This is a genomic window from Streptomyces sp. NPDC051064, assembly GCF_044455985.1.
In the GTDB taxonomy this organism is placed as follows: domain Bacteria; phylum Actinomycetota; class Actinomycetes; order Streptomycetales; family Streptomycetaceae; genus Streptomyces.
The window spans coordinates 252,455-268,509 of sequence record NZ_JBITFK010000001.1 but is presented as its reverse complement, the minus strand read 5'-3'; the positions used below and the strand labels follow the sequence as shown (position 1 = coordinate 268,509).

The window sequence follows — 16,055 nt, the reverse complement described above, 5'->3', positions numbered from 1 at the left end:
AACTGAACGCGGCGCCCGCCCCCGTCCCCGACCGGACAAGGGCGGGCGCCGCGGCGCGTCCGCGCACCGCCGGCCTCAGCCGGCCAGCGCCAGCGCGGACACGGCGGCCAGCGTGCCCGTCACCGACAGCAGCAGACCGGTCCCCACGAAACGGCCCATGGCGATCGGCGTCCCGTGCCGGCGGCACCGCTCGAACCACAGCAGCGTCGCCAGCGACGCCCACGGGGTGACGAGCGGCCCCACATTGACGCCGATCAGCAGAGCCAGCAGCTGCTCGTGGTTCTCCGCCGGGACGACCGCCTCGCCCGCCAGATACGCCGGCAGGTTGTTCAGGACGTTCGACAGCCCCGCCCCCACCGCCGCCGACCGCAGCATCCCCAGGAAGCCGTTGTCGGAGCCCAGCGCCGACTCCAGCAACTCGTGCAGGCCGTGCGCTTCGACCGTCTCCACCACCAGGAACATCCCCGGGACCAGCACCAGCAGCCGCCACGGCACCAGCGACAGCCGCAGCTCCTGCCTGCGCCGTACGGCGAACGCCACCACGACCACCACCATCCCCGTCAGCGACACCGACCAGAGCGGAACGTCCGCCACCAGGATCGCCAGCAGGAAACCCGCACAGGCCACCGCGCAGATCCGCAGCAGGACGGGATCCCCGGCCACCGGCGCCTCCGGCGGGGTGTAGCGGTCCTGGCCCTCGCCGCGCCGGCCACGCCGCCAGTAGAAGACCCACAGGCAGGCCGCCGTCACGGCGATCGACGCGAGCTGGGGCAGCCACATCACCGCGGCGAGGCCGGACGGCGAGAGCGCCACCCGGTCCGCTGCCAGGAGGTTCGTCAGGTTCGAGACCGGCAGGAGCAGACTCGCCGTGTTGGCCAGCCACACCGTCGTCATCGCCAGGGGCACCGCCGCGATCCCCACCCGGGCGGCCAGCGCCAGCATGACCGGGGTGAGCAGCACCGCCGTGGTGTCCAGATTCAGCGTGATCGTGGTGAGCGAGGCGAACGCCACGCACAGCCCGAAGAGCAGCGGATAGCGCCCCCGCCCCGCCCGCGCCACCCAGGCCGCCACCACATCGAAGACCTGGGCCCGGCCCGTCAGTTCGGCCATCACGATGACGGTGCCCAGGAACACCACCAGCGGACCGACACGCCGCATCTCGTCCGCGGCGGGCTCCGGGGGCAGCAGCCCCGTCACCACCGCGAGCAGCCCCAGGACCAGCAGGACGCCCGCCAGCCAGTCGATCGGGTGCAGCCGCCGGAGAAGGCCGCGCGGGCCCTCCCCGGGCCCGTCGGCCCCGGGTTCCCCCGCCCAGAGATCTCTCGCCATGGGACGATGATCCCAGAAGGCGGACTCACGCCATGGACCGGCGAGTTCGCCGTCAGGTCGCCCCCCGGGCCGGACGGAGAGAGGGCCGCGGGCCCCGGAGCCTCAGCCGTCGGACAGGGTGCGTCCCAGGAGGGGCAGCAGGCGGTCCCAGTGACGCCGTAGCGCGGCAGGGTCGAAGGCGTCGGTGTCGGACATGGTGAAGCCGTGCACGGTGCCGGGGTAGATCTCGGAGGTGTAGCCGACGCCCGTCTTCTCCAGGGCCCGGTCGAGCTCGCCGAGGGACTCGGGCGTCATGTCGCCCTCGGCGTGGCCGAAGTGGACCTGGGCGGTCAGCCCGGCGAGGCCGCCGGGTCCGTCGGCGCCCACGGGGCCGTGGAACGCGGCGACGGCGGCCACCCGTCCGGGGTGGGCCGCGGCGGTGCGCACCGCCGCGAGCCCGCCGATGCAGTAACCCGTCACCCCGACCGGTCCGGTGCCGACCTCGGGCCGGCCGGTGAGGAAGCTGAGGTAGGCGTCGGCGTCGCTCAGGGTGCGTTCCGCAGTGTGCGCCTCGATCAAGGGCATCAGCCGGGCGAAGACCGCGGGCCTGGCCTCCTCCCCGATGTGCTCGGGGAGCTCGATCACCGGTGCCGGACCGTGCCGGTAGAAGAGGTTGGGGACGAGCACGTAGTACCCGTGTCCCGCCAGCTCGCGGGCCATGTCCCGCAGCACGGGCCGGATACCGAAGCCGTCCGGGTACATCAGTACCCCAGGGTGCCGCTCACCGGTTTCGGGGAAGGCGGCGAAGGCGTCGGCCCGGCCGTCCGCGGTGGGAATGTGCAGTGTCCGTGCCTCGGTGCGCATGAGTTCTCCTGTCGTGGTCGACGTGTCGAGCTGTGGTCAGCACGACAGGAGGCGGAGCCCGCGCGGTGGAGTCGGACCCTCGGTTCCGGTGCGGGCCCGCGTAGGCCCGTACAGCGCTCAGGGGAGCGCCGGGTCACCGATCCGTGTGTGGCGCAAGGCCGTCCCGGTAGTCATCGCGGCACAACGTAGTCCACCGAGCAGGACCCGTGCCAGCCCCCAGTTCCTCTGGGCGCACCGTCCCTGTCAGGCCGCACCCGTCAGGGAAGCCGTCCGTACGGCGACCACCGCCGCCAGCAGCACGACCAGGACCGCCCCGCCGGCCAGCTGCGCGGCAGACGTCCGCAGTTTCGCCGGGGCGTACGCGAGTCCGTACGTCACCAGGCCGCCGGTCAGCAGCCCGCCGAGGTGGCCCTCCCACGAGGTGAACACGGCGGAGATCACCATCCAGAGCAGGAACCCCGCCATGAAGCGGTTGACCGGCCCCATGTCCCGTCCCAGACGGCGGTTGATGACGTAGAAGGACGCCGCCAGGCCGAAGATCGCGCCCGACGCGCCGACCGCCGGTGTCTCCGGCGAGACCAGGTACACCAGCACCGAACCGCCCACCGCGGACAGCAGGTACAGCGCGAGGTAACGCACCCGGCCGAGCTGGCCCTCCACGATCCGGCCCAGATTCCACAGGGCGAGCATGTTGAAGACGAGGTGCATCACGCCGAACGACGCGTCGGGCGGGAGGTGCAGGAACGCGCCCGTCAGCAGCCGGTACCACTCCCCGTCGGCCACCCCTGTCAGTTCGAAACCGGGCGCGGTCCAGCCCTCGTACACGTACAGCTCGCCGTCCGGCCCGACCAGCGCCGCCCCGAGCATCCCGAACCGGTCCACCGTCCCGGACCGTACGACCTCGACGGCGTACGCGACGATGTTCAGCGCCATCAGCACATACGTCACGACCGGTGTCGCGGCGCTCGGCACCGCGCCGCCGAACAGCGAGCGGGCCTGCCGGACCGAGCGCTGCCCCTCCTGCACGCACTCCACGCAGTGGTGCCCCACGGACGCCTCACGCATGCAGTCGGGGCAGATATACCGGTCGCAGCGTGTGCAGCGCACATACGTCTCGTGCGACGGGTGGCGATAACACGTGGTGGCGGCGGCCGTCATGGCCGGCTCCTTCATTCGTGGACGGAGGGCCGCAGGGGGCGGCGGCGCTCAAGATAGCGAACGCGGGTGAGGCGGAGCACACCTGGGGCGGGGGACCAGCGCCCGGAACTCAGGTCCCCGGCAGGCGGTGAGCCGGGCCAGGGGCGTCCGTTCCGGTGACACGCGAACAAACACGACAGAGGATGTCCGGTTTACGGGGTTCGATGGAACCCATGACACCGAACGTGACGCCCGCTTCGTGGCAGGACTTCCGCACGGCGGAACCGGCCTTCGCCGACACCGTGCGGAAACGGTTCCAGCTGTACAAGCACCACGTCCTCGCGACCCTTCGCGTGGACGGCTCCCCCCGGGTCACCGGACTGGAGGTGGATTTCCGCATGGACGCGCTGTGGCTGGGCATGATGCCCGGCTCCCGCAAGGCACTGGACCTGCGGCGGGACCCGCGCTTCGCCGTCCACGCCAACCCGGGGCCGGACGCGGAGATGGCCGACGGGGACGTACGCATCTCCGGTCGGGCGGTGGAGGTCACCGACGCCGCCGTGCTGGCACGCTTCGTCAATGAGGCGGCCCCGCCGGAGCCCTTCCTCCTCTTCCGCGCCGAACCCACCGAGGTGGTCCGCACCGGTATCGACGGCGACGACCTCGTCGTGCAGGTCTGGCGCCCCGGCCACCCCCTGCGCACCCTGCGCAGGGGTAACGACGACAGTCCGGTACGGGAGGGCTGACCCGGCCGGCCCTGGGCCGGGCTACCCGTTCGGCGTAACGCCTGCCGTGGATCCGGCCGCCGGGCGGCGCGAGGGCCGGAAGCGTGCCGATACGGCATCCAGGTGAACCTGACTCCCGGACGAGGACGCCCGGCCCCCTCATGGACCGCCCGGCGGAACGATGCCCTCCGTCGCCCGCCGGAGGGTGCCCGGCCCTTGGGGGAACAGGGCGGGAAGCATCCGGGAACGATTCCGGAACCGGTCATGAACAGTCCCCGCCACCCTGCTGGTCAGCAGATCCCACGGCGCGCCGGGGGCGGAGTGATCTGCCGCCCGCCGACAGAACGTGCTACGGTTGCCGAGTTGCAGTTTTGGTACCCATGAACTTTATGTGCGCCTGACGGGAACCCTCCTCAGGCGCTTTATTGTTTTCCGGCTTTCTCCGGATGGGGCTCAATGCGGCGACTTGGAATTCGTAAAGTGCGGATTTCCGGCACTGCACCTCTTTTAGGAGAATGACATGGCTACTGGAACCGTGAAGTGGTTCAACTCGGAAAAGGGCTTCGGCTTCATCGAGCAGGACGGCGGCGGCGCCGACGTCTTCGCCCACTACTCGAACATCGCCACCCAGGGCTTCCGTGAGCTCCAGGAGGGCCAGAAGGTCTCCTTCGACGTCACGCAGGGCCAGAAGGGCCCGCAGGCGGAGAACATCGTCCCGGCCTAATCGCCGGACGCGTACCTCGCGACCGGGGCCCGCACCGTGAAGGTGCGGGCCCCGGTTTGTGCTGTTTCCGACTCATCCTTTCCCGGTTCGGTTCCGCAACCGGGACACCTGCTCTGTGCTTGCATCCTGGGGCGCACATCAAGCAGTCCACAGCAGTCGGCAGTAACCCCAGGAATCCCCCAGGAGGGCAATTCCGTATGACCCGCTCCGAACACCAGGACCGACCCGCCCGCAACCGCCCGATAAGGGGCCGCGGCACGGACCGGCCGCAGGCGAACACCCGAGGATCCGGCAAGGCACCGGCCCGCCGCAGGCCCGCGCCCGCCCAGGGCGGCGAGTTCGCCCTGCCGGAGACCCTGACCCCCGCGCTGCCCGCCGTCGACGCCTTCGCCGACCTGGACATGCCCGCCGCGCTGCTGAAGACCCTCGCCGCACAGGGCGTGACCGACCCCTTCCCCATCCAGGGCGCCACCCTGCCGAACTCGCTGGCCGGCCGGGACATCCTCGGCCGCGGCCGCACCGGCTCGGGGAAGACCCTGGCCTTCGGCCTGGCACTCCTCGCCCGCACCGCCGGACGCCGCTCCGAGCCGCACGCACCGCTGGCACTCGTCCTCGTCCCCACCCGCGAGCTCGCCCAGCAGGTCACGGACGCGCTGACCCCGTACGCCACCTCCGTCAACCTGCGCGTCGCCACCGTCGTCGGCGGCATGTCGATCAGCAGGCAGTCCGGCGCGCTGCGCCGCGGCGCCGAGGTGCTCGTCGCCACTCCGGGCCGGCTCAAGGACCTCATCGAGCGCGGCGACTGCCGGCTCGACGAGGTCGCGATCACCGTCCTCGACGAGGCCGACCAGATGGCCGACATGGGCTTCATGCCGCAGGTCGTCGCACTGCTCAAGCAGGTCGAGCCGGACGGCCAGCGGATGCTGTTCTCCGCGACCCTCGACAAGAACATCGACCGGCTGGTCAAGATGTTCCTCACCGACCCGGTCGTGCACTCCGTGGACCCGTCCGCCGGTGCGGTCACCACGATGGAGCACCACGTGCTCCACGTTCTGGACGAGACGGACAAGAAGGCCGTCGCCACGAAGATCGCCGCCCGTGACGGCCGCGTGATCATGTTCGTCGACACCAAGCGTGCCGCCGACCGCTTCGCCAAGCGGCTCCTCGCCAGCGGCGTGCGGGCCGCCGCCCTGCACGGCGGCCGGTCCCAGCCGCAGCGCAACCGGACGCTGGACCAGTTCAAGAACGGGCAGGTCACCGCGCTCGTCGCGACGAACGTGGCGGCCCGTGGCATCCACGTCGACGACCTCGACCTGGTCGTCAACGTGGACCCGCCGACCGACCACAAGGACTACCTCCACCGCGGCGGGCGCACCGCGCGCGCCGGGGAGTCCGGCAGCGTCGTCACGCTCGTGCTGCCCGAGGAGAAGCGCGAGATGACCCGGCTGATGCAGGACGCGGGCATCGCGCCGCGCACCACCCGGATCAAGTCCAGCGACGACGAGCTCAGCCGGATCACGGGTGCCCGTGAGCCGTCCGGCGTCGCGATCGTCATCGAGGTGCCGCAGCCGACCCAGCCCAAGCCGCGTACGCGCGGCTCCGGTGCGGGTGCGGGTGCGGCGGCCGGCGGATCGTTCCGCTCGGGCAGCCGCGGACGCGGCCGGCGCGGCGGAACGGGCGCGGGGTCGGGCGCCGCACAAGGCGGCGCCGGCGGCGCGGCCCGCGGTGGTGCGGGCGGCGGAGCGCGTGGCGGCTCCGGCGGCGGCGCGGCCCGTGGCGGTGCCGGCGGCGCGGGCGGATCCGCGCGCGGCGCCGGTGCCGGCCGGGCCGGATCCACCGGGCGCGGCAGCGCTCCCGGCCGTGGCCGCAGGGCGGCGTGACCACAGGGTGCGGTGACCGGTCCATCCGGTCACCGCACCCGTCCTCCCGCTTCAGCTCCCGGGTGGACCCTCGTACCCGTCGAGTGCCCGCGCCGCCGCCTCGGCCGGCGCCGGGGCCGCGGTCCGGGCCAGCTCCCGCAGCAGCGGCACCGCCAGGCCGGCGAACGGTTTGCCGCCGCCATGGAATCCGAGCCGCGCCAGCACATCCACGCCGAACGCCTGCCGCAGCGGATCCCCGCTCGCCGTCCACGCTGCCGCCGCCTGGAACGTCTCCTCGTCACCGCGCTGCCGCAGCGCCCCGACGGCCACCAGCCAGTTGTCCAGCCCGGGGTCACCCTCTCGCAGTGCCCGGACGGCCAGCTCCTCGAACGGGGCCCGCAGGCCCAGCTCGCTCTCCAGGAGCGTCGCGATCGCCCCGTGCCCCGTCTGCAGGTCCTGGGACGCGAACAGCTCCCCGCCCCGCCGCAGTTCGACCGTGACGGTCACCCCGCCATCCGCTGGTGCGCGGCGCACCACGCTCTCGTGGCCCTCGTCCCCGTACATACGCCGCAGCGCGTCCCGCAACTCCCGCTCCACGTCCAGCGTGAGCATGCGCCTGGCCTCCTCCAGCGCGGGGGACAGGGCGCGGGCGCCGTGCCGGAGGAGGGCCCGCACGGTGTGCACCGACCCCCGCCGGGCCGCCACCACCAGCGGCGTCTCACCCTGCGGGCCGGGCACCTCCGGGTCGGCACCATGGGCCAGGAGCGTCTCCGCGACCCGGGCGTGACCGAGGCCCGCCGCCCAGCGCAGCGCCGTGAAGCCGAACTCCTCGCTCAGATCCGGCTCGGCCCCGGCCGACAGGAGCGCCCCGACGACCTCCGCGTGCCCGCCGCACGCCGCCCCGCAGAGCGGGAGATCGCCGGCCTCCGGGCCGCTCGCCCGGTTAGGGTCCGCGCCCGCCGCAAGGAGCAGCCGGACCGCGCCGGGCAGGTCCTGCACGGACGCCAGATAGAGCGCGGTCGTCCCCGCCTCGTCGCTCGACTCGGCGGCCGCGCCCGCACGGAGCGCCCGTACGACAGCGTCCTCATCGGCGTACAACGCCTCGAAGAGGCCGCTGGCACCCCCGACCGGACCGTTCGTCATGCACCGACCCTACGACCACCCCGGACCGGGGCGAGTTTCTCAGGTGTCGCACTCCAGGACCGTGCGGCACAGGCCGCACCGGGCCCGCGTGCGGCCCCTGACCGCGACCCGGACCCGCTGGTGGCAGGTGGGGCAGGCGAACGAGACCCGGAGCCCGTCCGTGCCGCCCTCGAAGGCGTACGGGGCGGACGGGTCGAGGGCGGCGCCCGGGTGGTCCCCGGCGTGACGGCGGTCCTTGGCGTAACGGCGCCTGCCCGCCCACCCCGCGGCCGTCAGCGGAGGACGCTGCAGGTCGCGCAGGGCCTCGGCCCGCCCCTTGGTGTACGCCGTGTACGCCTGGGGGCTGGTGAACCACACGGACGGGTCCTCGTCGAAGGCCAGCGCGCGCTTGGCGAGTACGTACCCGAACTCCTCGGGGGTGAGATAGCCGAGCTTCTGGCTGGAGACCGCGTCCTGACGGAAGGCGTCCAGCAGGAGCCACCCCGCGCCGAGATAGGCCGTCACCGTGTCCGTGAGGATCTCGTTGTCGCGGGTGCCGGGAAGCTCCAGCCCCAGCCGGTGCAGCAGCACATGGGTGATCTCGTGCGCCAGCGCGGCCCCGATGTCCCTGCGGTGCGTACGGAAACGTTCGTTGAGCTCGATGAAGTACTCCGGGCCGGCGGTGAGTTCGACGCTCGCGGCGTGCTCCATCCGCCGGAAGCCGACGACGATACGGGCCTGCGGCAGACGCAGGTGCTGCACCAGGGCACCGGCCACCCGCTGGGAGCCCAGATACAGATCGTCCACCTCGGAGAAGGCGGCGTCGGCCGGGGCGAGGCTCGTGGCGTAGGCGCGCACACCGTCGGGGGAGACCCGCCGGTAGAGCGCCGTGATCGCGGACCGGACGGTGTCGAGATGCGGGAACCCGTGGACGACCGGACCGCCGCCACTGCCGTTGCTGCCGTCGCTCACGACCGAACCCCCATCAATGGCGCTCAACGGACCCCCACTCTAGGCCGATCCGACGGGAACCGGCCGGGGGACGACTGATGATCTTGGCCGGAAACCCCGCCTTGTGACAGCGGTGACCGCTTCCCGATAATCGGATCGTTCTTGTCGCGGGCATGCCGAGAATTGCTCGTTCCATGCCCTGACCAGGACACGCACGCCCGCACGCCTGCACCCCCCGTCACCCCCCACACGAAAGCAGGCACACCCGTGAAACAGCTCCTGCGCACCCTCAAGAGATGCTCCGTCATAGCCGCGGTGGCCCTCGCCACCATCAGCCTCCAGCCGTCGAACGCCTCCGCCGCCCCCGCACCCGTCGTCGGCGGAACCCGCGCCGCCCAGGGCGAATTCCCCTTCATGGTCCGGCTCTCCATGGGCTGCGGCGGCGCCCTCTACAGCCAGACCGTCGTGCTCACCGCCGCCCACTGCGTCGACGGATCCGGCAACAACACCTCCATCACCGCCACCGCGGGAGCCGTCGACCTCCAGTCGTCCTCCGCGGTCAAGGTGCGCTCCACCAAGGTCCTCCAGGCACCCGGCTACAACGGCGTCGGCAAGGACTGGGCACTGATCAAACTCGCCCAGCCCATCAACCAGCCCACCCTGAAGATCGCCACCACCACCGCCTACGACACCGGCACCTTCACCGTCGCCGGCTGGGGCGCCGCAACCGAGGGCGGCGGCCAGCAGCGCTACCTCCTCAAGGCCACCGTCCCCTACGTCTCCGACACCACCTGCCGGCAGGCCTACGGCAGCGACCTCGTCCCGAGCGAGGAGATCTGCGCCGGATACGTCAGCACCGGCGGCGTCGACACCTGCCAGGGCGACTCCGGCGGCCCCATGTTCCGCAAGGACAACGCCGGAGCCTGGACCCAGGTCGGCATCGTCAGCTGGGGCGAAGGCTGCGCCCGGCCCGGCTACCCCGGCGTCTACACCCAGGTGTCGACGTTCGCCTCCGCCATCGCCGCGGCCGCCGCGACCCTCTGACACCACCCGCCCTGCGCACCACCCCCCGGGGGCTCCCGCTGCGACGGGAGCCCCCGGGCCCGGCTTCCACGAAGCCGCCGGCCACCCGCCGTCGACCACCCCACGACCGGTGCGTCTAAGCTCGCTGACCATGACCACGAGCGACATCGACGAGTACGTCACCACCGAACTGAACCGCCTGCGCGAGAGCATCGACAACATCGACGCCGCGGTCGTCCACATGCTCGCCGAGCGCTTCAAGGCCACCCAGCAGGTGGGCCACCTCAAGGCCGAACACCACCTGCCGCCCGCCGACCCCGCCCGCGAGGCCCGCCAGATCGCCCGGCTGCGGCAACTCGCCGAGAGCGCCAAGCTGGACCCCGCCTTCGCCGAGAAGCTGCTGAACTTCATCGTCGCCGAGGTCATCCGCCACCACGAGCGCATCGCCGAGGAATCCGCGGGCCCCACCGCCTGACCCCACCTCCGGCCCCGGGCCCGCGCCGCACCCGGCCCCGCGCCGCCCAGGGCCGGCGCGGGCCGCACCGCCAGTGCGCCGCAGAGCCCCCGCCACGCGCCGTCAGCCCTGCGAGAACCCCGCTGCACAGCCCCGGACCCGTACGGCAGCATGGGCGCCATGTCCGTACTGACGCGCAACGAAGCGCAGACCCGCGCCCAGCTCCTCGACGTACACCGGTACACGGTCGACCTCGACCTCACCACGGGTGAGGAGACCTTCGGCTCCCGCACCGCCATCCGGTTCACCGCCCACACGGCCGGAGACACCTTCGTCGAGATCAAGCCGGAAACCCTGCGCTCACTCAGCCTCGACGGACAGACCCTGGACCCCGAGCGCCTCGACCAGAACCGCTACCCCCTGGACGGCCTCACCGCAGGCCCCCACGAACTCACCGTCGACGCCACCATGCGCTACTCCCGCACCGGCGAAGGCATGCACCGCTTCACCGACCCCGCCGACGGCGAGACCTACGTCTACACCCAGCTCTTCATGGAAGACGTCCAACGCGTCTTCGCCGCCTTCGACCAGCCCGACCTCAAATCCGTGTTCGACGTCACCGTCACCGCACCCACCGGCTGGACCGTCCTCGGCAACGGAACCGCCACCCAGGCCACCGAAGGCCGCTGGACCATCGCCCCCACCCCACCCATCTCCACCTACCTCGTCGCCGTCGCCGCAGGCCCCTGGCACTCGGTCACCACCCACCACGCCGGCCTCCCCTTCGGCATCCACTGCCGCCGCTCCCTCGCCCCCCACCTCGACGCCGACGCCGACGAGATCCTCGACGTCACCCGCGCCTGCTACGACCGCTACCACGCGAAATTCGACGAGCCCTACCCCTTCGACTCCTACGACCAGGCCTTCGTCCCCGAATTCAACGCCGGCGCCATGGAGAACCCCGGACTCGTCACCTTCCGCGACGAATTCATCTACCGCTCCGCCGTCACCGACACCGAACGCCAGACCCGCGCCATGGTCATCGCCCACGAAATGGCCCACATGTGGTTCGGCGACCTCGTCACCCTCACCTGGTGGGACGACATCTGGCTCAACGAGTCCTTCGCCGAATACATGGGCTACCAGACCCTCACCGAAGCCACCCTTCCCCAAGCTCTCAACTCCGTTCGAGCAGGGGAGACCCCATTCCCCGACACCTGGGTCGAATTCGGTGTCTCCCGAAAGGGCTGGGGCTACGACGCCGACCAACGCCCCACCACCCACCCCGTCGCCCCCGACCCCCACGCCGTCCCCGACACCGCCTCCGCCCTCCTCAACTTCGACGGCATCTCCTACGCCAAGGGCGCCTCCGCACTCCGCCAACTCGTCGCCTGGCTCGGCGAAAAAGACTTCCTCGCCGGAATCAACACCCACTTCGCCCGCCACAAATTCGCCAATGCCACCCTCGCCGACTTCATCGACAACCTCGCCACCGCCACCGACCGCGACGTCCACGCCTGGGCCGCCACCTGGCTCCGCACCACCGGCATCGACACCCTCACCGCCCACACCGAAACCACCGGCAACAGCTGGAACCTCACCGTCGACCGCGCCGGCACCCGCCCCCACCGCATCACCGTCGGCACCTACGACCACAGCCTCGACACCCAGACCGGCACCGACCAGCTCACCCTCCGCGACCGCTTCGAACTCGACATCCCCCAGGACGGCGCCCCCACCACGAAGCCCGGCCACCGCCCCGACCTCGTCGTCCTCAACGACCACGACCTCACCTACGCCAAGATCCGCCTCGACCCCGACTCCTGGAACACCGCCCTCACCCACCTCTCCGGCATCCCCGACCCCCTCACCCGCGCCGTCATCTGGAACACCGCCCGCGACATGGTCCGCGACGGCGCACTCCACCCCACCGTCCACCTCACCGCCGCCCGCACCCACCTCCCCTACGAAACCGACCTCGCCCTCGTCCACGGCGTACTCGGCTTCGCCGCCACCCACATCACCGACCGCTACCTCACACCCGAGGACCGGCCCACCGCCCTCGCCACCCTCACCTCCCTCTGCCGCGACCTCCTCCGCCGCACCGAAGGCCTCACCGCCAAGGACTGGGACCGGACCCCCGGCACCACCACACCCGGCAACCCCGAACCCGGCCTCCGCCTCACCGCCGTACGCCACTTCATCGACGCCGCCACCCAGCCCGACGCCATCCAGGACTGGCTCCGCGAAGGCACCGTCCCCGGCGGACCCGAACTCGACCCCGAACTCCGCTGGCGCATCCTCACCCGCCTCGCCATCCTCGGCGCCACCGACGAGACCGCCATCGACCGCGAACTCGCCAAGGACCCCAGCGCCACCGGACAGGAAGGCGCCGCCCGCTGCCGCGCCGCCCTCCCCACCCCCGAAGCCAAAGCAGCCGCCTGGCAGGCCATGTTCACCGACGACAACCTGTCCAACTACCTCTTCACCGCCACCGCCCAAGGCTTCTGGCAGCCCGAGCAGAGCGAACTCACCCACCCCTACATCGCCCGCTACTACCCCGACGCCATCGCACTCGCCGCACGCCGCGGCCCCGCCATCGCCGAAGCCGCCGGACGCCACGCCTTCCCCGCCCACGCCGTCGACCCCGACAGCATCCACCTCGGCGACCAGGCCCTCACCGACCCCGGACTCACCCCCGCCCTCCGCCGCAAACTCACCGACCAGCTCGACGACCTCCGCCGTGCCCTCGCCGTACGCGACGCCCACCGACCGACGCCGGCCCCCTGAGCGCACCCCCCGCCGCTCCAGGCGCACCCCGCCGCCACCGTGCCCGGCCCTTCACCGAAGGAGCCGGGCACAGTCATGCGAACAACGAACGCCTATACCAGCCCCGGGGACCCCAACACCCCCACACCGAACCGCAGTACCCCTTTCGGGTTGAGATCGTTGGGCTCTTCGGCCGCCCCCTCCGCAATCCGGACAAGCTGGCACCACCGCCCCCGCGCACCCGAAGGACCACACCACCCATGCCCACCCCGCCCCTCGCCGGAGGCACCGCAGGCCCCCACCACCTGCGCCCCCTCATCGACACCGTCCTCACCGCACTCCACGACGGCGCCACCCGCCGCAACGGCCCCCTCCCCGCCGGCGGCCCCCACACCGTCACCGAAAAGCTCCACCACACCACCGGCCCCCTCATCCCCGACCACGGCACCGGCGCCCACCACGCCCTCCGCACCCTCGTCACCGCCCTCACCGAAGGCGCCGCCGACCCCGCACACCCCCACTGCGCCGCCCACCTCCACACCCCACCCCTCGCACTCGCCGCAGCAGCCGACCTCGCCGCATCAGCCCTCAACCCCTCCATGGACTCCTGGGACCAGGCCCCCGCCGCCTCCGCCCTCGAAACCGCCCTCACCGCCGCCCTCGCCGCCGAGATCTACCCCCACACCCCCGACCCCGACGCCCTCATCACCACCGGCGGCACCGAAGCGAACCAACTCGCCCTCCTCCTCGCCCGCGAACGCCACGGCCCCGTACAGACCATCTGCGCCGCCAACGCCCACCACAGCATCGCCCGCGCCGCCTGGCTCCTCGGCCTCCCCCAACCCGTCGTCATCCCCGCCCCCACCGGCGTCATGGACCTCACCGCACTCCGCGACGCCCTCATCCGCAACGACGGCCCCCTCCTCGTCACCGCCACCGCAGGCACCACCGACACCGGCCAGATCGACCCCCTCACCGACATCGCCGACCTCACCACCACCCACGGCGCCGAGCTCCACATCGACGCCGCCTACGGCGGCCCCCTCCTCTTCAGCCCCACCCACCGCCACACCCTCCGCAGCCTCCACCGCGCCCACAGCGTCACCCTCGACCTGCACAAACTCGGCTGGCAACCCGCATCAGCCGGCATCCTCGCCGTCCCCCACCACCACCACCTCACCCCCCTCCACCACCACGCCCCCTACCTCAACGCCGACGACGACACCGACGCAGGCCTCCCCGACCTCCTCGGCCGCTCCCTCCGCACCACCCGCCGACCCGACGCCCTCAAAATCGCCGTCACCCTCCAAGCACTCGGCCGCAACGGACTCGCCGACCTCATCGACCGCACCATCGCCACCGCCCACCACCTCGCCGACCTCATCGACCAGGACCCAGCACTCGAGCTCTACGGCCGCCCCACCATCAGCACCGTCCTCTTCCGCCCCACCCACACCGACGACACCACCGTCGCCACCATCCGCCGCACCCTCCTCAACCAAGGCCACGCCGTACTCGGCCGCGCCCGCGCCGACGACCGCCTCTGGCTCAAAGCCACCCTCCTCAACCCCCACACCACCCCCGACGACCTCCAACAGCTCCTCACCCTCGTCACCCACGCCCACACCCGCATTGCCACGGAAGGCAGCACCCCCCGATGACCGACCGGACAACCCCCGAAGGCGACCGGACCCACGACCTCCTCGGCATCGGCCTCGGCCCCTTCAACCTCTCCCTCGCCGCCCTCGCCGACGGCATCCCCACCACCCCCGGCACGGCCCCCCTCACCACCGCCTTCTACGAACAACGCCCCGCCTTCCACTGGCACCCCGGCCTCCTCATCGACGGCGCCACCCTCCAAGTCCCCTTCCTCGCCGACCTCACCACCCTCGCCGACCCCACCAGCCCCTGGACCTTCCTCAACTACCTCCGCACCCGCGACCGCCTCTACCCCTTCTACTTCGCCGAGCAATTCCACATCCACCGAGCCGAATACGACGCCTACTGCCGCTGGGTCAGCGAACAACTCCCCACCATCCACTTCAACCACCAGGTCGACGCCATCCGCTGGAACACCGACCACTCCCACTTCGACGTCGACTACACCCGACTCGGCCACGACGGCGAAGCCCAAGCACTCGGCCGCACCCACACCCGCCACATCGCCCTCGGCGTCGGCACCGCCCCCTTCATCCCCGAACCCCTCCGCCCCCTCGCGGAAGCCCCCAGCATCCCCGTCATCCACTCCGCCGACTACCTCCACCACCGCGAAGAACTCCTCCGCGCCGACCACATCACCGTCATCGGCTCCGGCCAGTCAGGCGCCGAAATCTTCCTCGACCTCCTCCGCGCCCGCCCCCGCGGCATCGAGAAGATCCACTGGCTCGCCCGCACCCAGGCCTTCGCCCCCATGGAGTACTCAAAACTCGGCCTCGAACACTTCACCCCCGACTACACCCACTACTTCCACGCACTCCCCGAACACGTACGCGACACCCTCGTCCCCCAGCAATGGCAACTCCACAAAGGCATCGACACCGACACCATCGCCGCCATCCACGACGAGCTCTACCGCCGCACCCTCCACGGCGGCTGGCCCGACGCCACCCTCACCCCCGGCGTCAGCGTCCGCACCGCAGGCCGCCTCACCGGCAGCGGCAACCGCATCGAACTCCACCTCGAACACACCCAACAAACCACCCGAAGCCGCCTCACCACCGACGCCGTCGTCCTCGCCACCGGCTACCGCGAACGCCCCCTCGACACCCTCCTCACCGGCATCACCCCCCACATCCACCGCGACACCCAAGGACGCCCCCGCATCCACACCGACTTCCGCCTCGACCTCGCCCCCACCATCACCGGCAACATCTACGTACAGAACGCCGAACGCCACACCCACGGAGTCGGCGCCCCCGACCTCGGACTCGCCGCCTGGCGCAGCGCCACCATCCTCAACAACCTCACCGGCACCACCCCCTACCCCCTCCCACAACGCACCGCCTTCACCACCTTCGGCCTCACCCCCCACCCCACCCCCGCCGTCCCCGGACAAGGCAGCCCGCTCACCCCCCTCACCCAAGGGCGTACCGCAGGCACCGGTTGTCCCTGACGCCGCC

13 protein-coding genes are annotated in these 16,055 nt (G+C 71.8%); 8 read left to right on the top strand and 5 right to left on the bottom strand.

Annotated features, from left to right (window positions below):
- Nucleotides 1–75: 75 nt before the first annotated feature.
- The 3 genes from ACIBCU_RS01250 to ACIBCU_RS01240 all read right to left on the bottom strand — a co-directional run bounded on the left by ACIBCU_RS01250 (nt 76) and on the right by ACIBCU_RS01240 (nt 3,330).
- Nucleotides 76–1,329, bottom strand: a complete 1,254-nt coding sequence (locus ACIBCU_RS01250) for an SLC13 family permease (RefSeq protein WP_399228413.1) — start codon at nt 1,327–1,329, stop codon at nt 76–78.
- Nucleotides 1,330–1,431: 102 nt separating this feature from the next.
- Nucleotides 1,432–2,172 (bottom strand): dienelactone hydrolase family protein, encoded by a 741-nt coding sequence (locus ACIBCU_RS01245; RefSeq protein WP_399228410.1) that lies wholly within the window; start codon nt 2,170–2,172, stop codon nt 1,432–1,434.
- Between the two features lie 243 nt (nt 2,173–2,415).
- Complete coding sequence (locus tag ACIBCU_RS01240) at nt 2,416–3,330, bottom strand: rhomboid family intramembrane serine protease (protein WP_399228408.1); 915 nt, start codon at nt 3,328–3,330, stop codon at nt 2,416–2,418.
- Between the two features lie 182 nt (nt 3,331–3,512).
- Here ACIBCU_RS01240 and ACIBCU_RS01235 point away from each other — a divergent pair, with 182 nt between their 5' ends.
- The 3 genes from ACIBCU_RS01235 to ACIBCU_RS01225 all read left to right on the top strand — a co-directional run bounded on the left by ACIBCU_RS01235 (nt 3,513) and on the right by ACIBCU_RS01225 (nt 6,638).
- Nucleotides 3,513–4,055 carry a pyridoxamine 5'-phosphate oxidase family protein gene (locus ACIBCU_RS01235; RefSeq protein WP_399228406.1) on the top strand — a complete coding sequence of 181 codons (543 nt, stop codon included), beginning with the start codon at nt 3,513–3,515 and terminating at the stop codon, nt 4,053–4,055.
- Nucleotides 4,056–4,554: 499 nt separating this feature from the next.
- A complete protein-coding gene (locus ACIBCU_RS01230) occupies nt 4,555–4,758 on the top strand; it encodes a cold-shock protein (protein ID WP_015607926.1) in 204 nt (67 codons plus the stop codon).
- Nucleotides 4,759–4,955: 197 nt separating this feature from the next.
- Nucleotides 4,956–6,638 carry a DEAD/DEAH box helicase gene (locus ACIBCU_RS01225; protein WP_399228404.1) on the top strand — a complete coding sequence of 561 codons (1,683 nt, stop codon included), beginning with the start codon at nt 4,956–4,958 and terminating at the stop codon, nt 6,636–6,638.
- A gap of 51 nt (nt 6,639–6,689) precedes the next feature.
- Here ACIBCU_RS01225 and ACIBCU_RS01220 read toward each other — a convergent pair whose 3' ends face one another.
- A complete protein-coding gene (locus tag ACIBCU_RS01220; protein WP_399228402.1) occupies nt 6,690–7,760 on the bottom strand; it encodes an ankyrin repeat domain-containing protein in 1,071 nt (356 codons plus the stop codon).
- 39 nt (nt 7,761–7,799) lie between these two features.
- Entirely contained in the window at nt 7,800–8,711 is a 912-nt protein-coding gene (locus ACIBCU_RS01215; RefSeq protein WP_362943639.1) for a hypothetical protein, read from the bottom strand.
- Between the two features lie 246 nt (nt 8,712–8,957).
- Between ACIBCU_RS01215 and ACIBCU_RS01210 the strand changes: the two genes are divergently transcribed.
- From ACIBCU_RS01210 to ACIBCU_RS01190, 5 genes are all read left to right on the top strand, one after another.
- The gene (locus ACIBCU_RS01210) at nt 8,958–9,734 is read left to right on the top strand and encodes a S1 family peptidase (protein WP_399228400.1); all 777 of its coding nucleotides are present in this window, start codon (nt 8,958–8,960) and stop codon (nt 9,732–9,734) included.
- 130 nt (nt 9,735–9,864) lie between these two features.
- Complete coding sequence (locus tag ACIBCU_RS01205) at nt 9,865–10,188, top strand: chorismate mutase (protein WP_362943645.1); 324 nt, start codon at nt 9,865–9,867, stop codon at nt 10,186–10,188.
- A gap of 159 nt (nt 10,189–10,347) precedes the next feature.
- Nucleotides 10,348–12,957: an aminopeptidase N gene (pepN, locus tag ACIBCU_RS01200; RefSeq protein ID WP_399228397.1), complete on the top strand. Its 2,610-nt coding sequence runs from the start codon at nt 10,348–10,350 to the stop codon at nt 12,955–12,957.
- Between the two features lie 239 nt (nt 12,958–13,196).
- Nucleotides 13,197–14,597: a pyridoxal phosphate-dependent decarboxylase family protein gene (locus ACIBCU_RS01195; protein ID WP_399228395.1), complete on the top strand. Its 1,401-nt coding sequence runs from the start codon at nt 13,197–13,199 to the stop codon at nt 14,595–14,597.
- Complete coding sequence (locus ACIBCU_RS01190; protein ID WP_399228393.1) at nt 14,594–16,048, top strand: lysine N(6)-hydroxylase/L-ornithine N(5)-oxygenase family protein; 1,455 nt, start codon at nt 14,594–14,596, stop codon at nt 16,046–16,048. Before ACIBCU_RS01195 ends, ACIBCU_RS01190 begins: the two co-directional genes overlap by 4 nt.
- The last annotated feature ends 7 nt before the right edge of the window (nt 16,049–16,055 follow it).

What these genes read in the sequence shown, in the direction of transcription:
- ACIBCU_RS01245 (WP_399228410.1), bottom strand. Translation starts at nt 2,172, where the DNA reads ATGCGCACCGAGGCACGGACACTGCACATTCCCACCGCGGACGGCCGG.
- ACIBCU_RS01195 (WP_399228395.1), top strand. Translation starts at nt 13,197, where the DNA reads ATGCCCACCCCGCCCCTCGCCGGAGGCACCGCAGGCCCCCACCACCTG.
- ACIBCU_RS01235 (WP_399228406.1), top strand. Translation starts at nt 3,513, where the DNA reads ATGTCCGGTTTACGGGGTTCGATGGAACCCATGACACCGAACGTGACG.
- ACIBCU_RS01225 (WP_399228404.1), top strand. Translation starts at nt 4,956, where the DNA reads ATGACCCGCTCCGAACACCAGGACCGACCCGCCCGCAACCGCCCGATA.
- ACIBCU_RS01230 (WP_015607926.1), top strand. Translation starts at nt 4,555, where the DNA reads ATGGCTACTGGAACCGTGAAGTGGTTCAACTCGGAAAAGGGCTTCGGC.
- ACIBCU_RS01205 (WP_362943645.1), top strand. Translation starts at nt 9,865, where the DNA reads ATGACCACGAGCGACATCGACGAGTACGTCACCACCGAACTGAACCGC.
- ACIBCU_RS01240 (WP_399228408.1), bottom strand. Translation starts at nt 3,330, where the DNA reads ATGACGGCCGCCGCCACCACGTGTTATCGCCACCCGTCGCACGAGACG.
- ACIBCU_RS01250 (WP_399228413.1), bottom strand. Translation starts at nt 1,329, where the DNA reads ATGGCGAGAGATCTCTGGGCGGGGGAACCCGGGGCCGACGGGCCCGGG.
- pepN (WP_399228397.1), top strand. Translation starts at nt 10,348, where the DNA reads ATGTCCGTACTGACGCGCAACGAAGCGCAGACCCGCGCCCAGCTCCTC.
- ACIBCU_RS01220 (WP_399228402.1), bottom strand. Translation starts at nt 7,760, where the DNA reads ATGACGAACGGTCCGGTCGGGGGTGCCAGCGGCCTCTTCGAGGCGTTG.
- ACIBCU_RS01190 (WP_399228393.1), top strand. Translation starts at nt 14,594, where the DNA reads ATGACCGACCGGACAACCCCCGAAGGCGACCGGACCCACGACCTCCTC.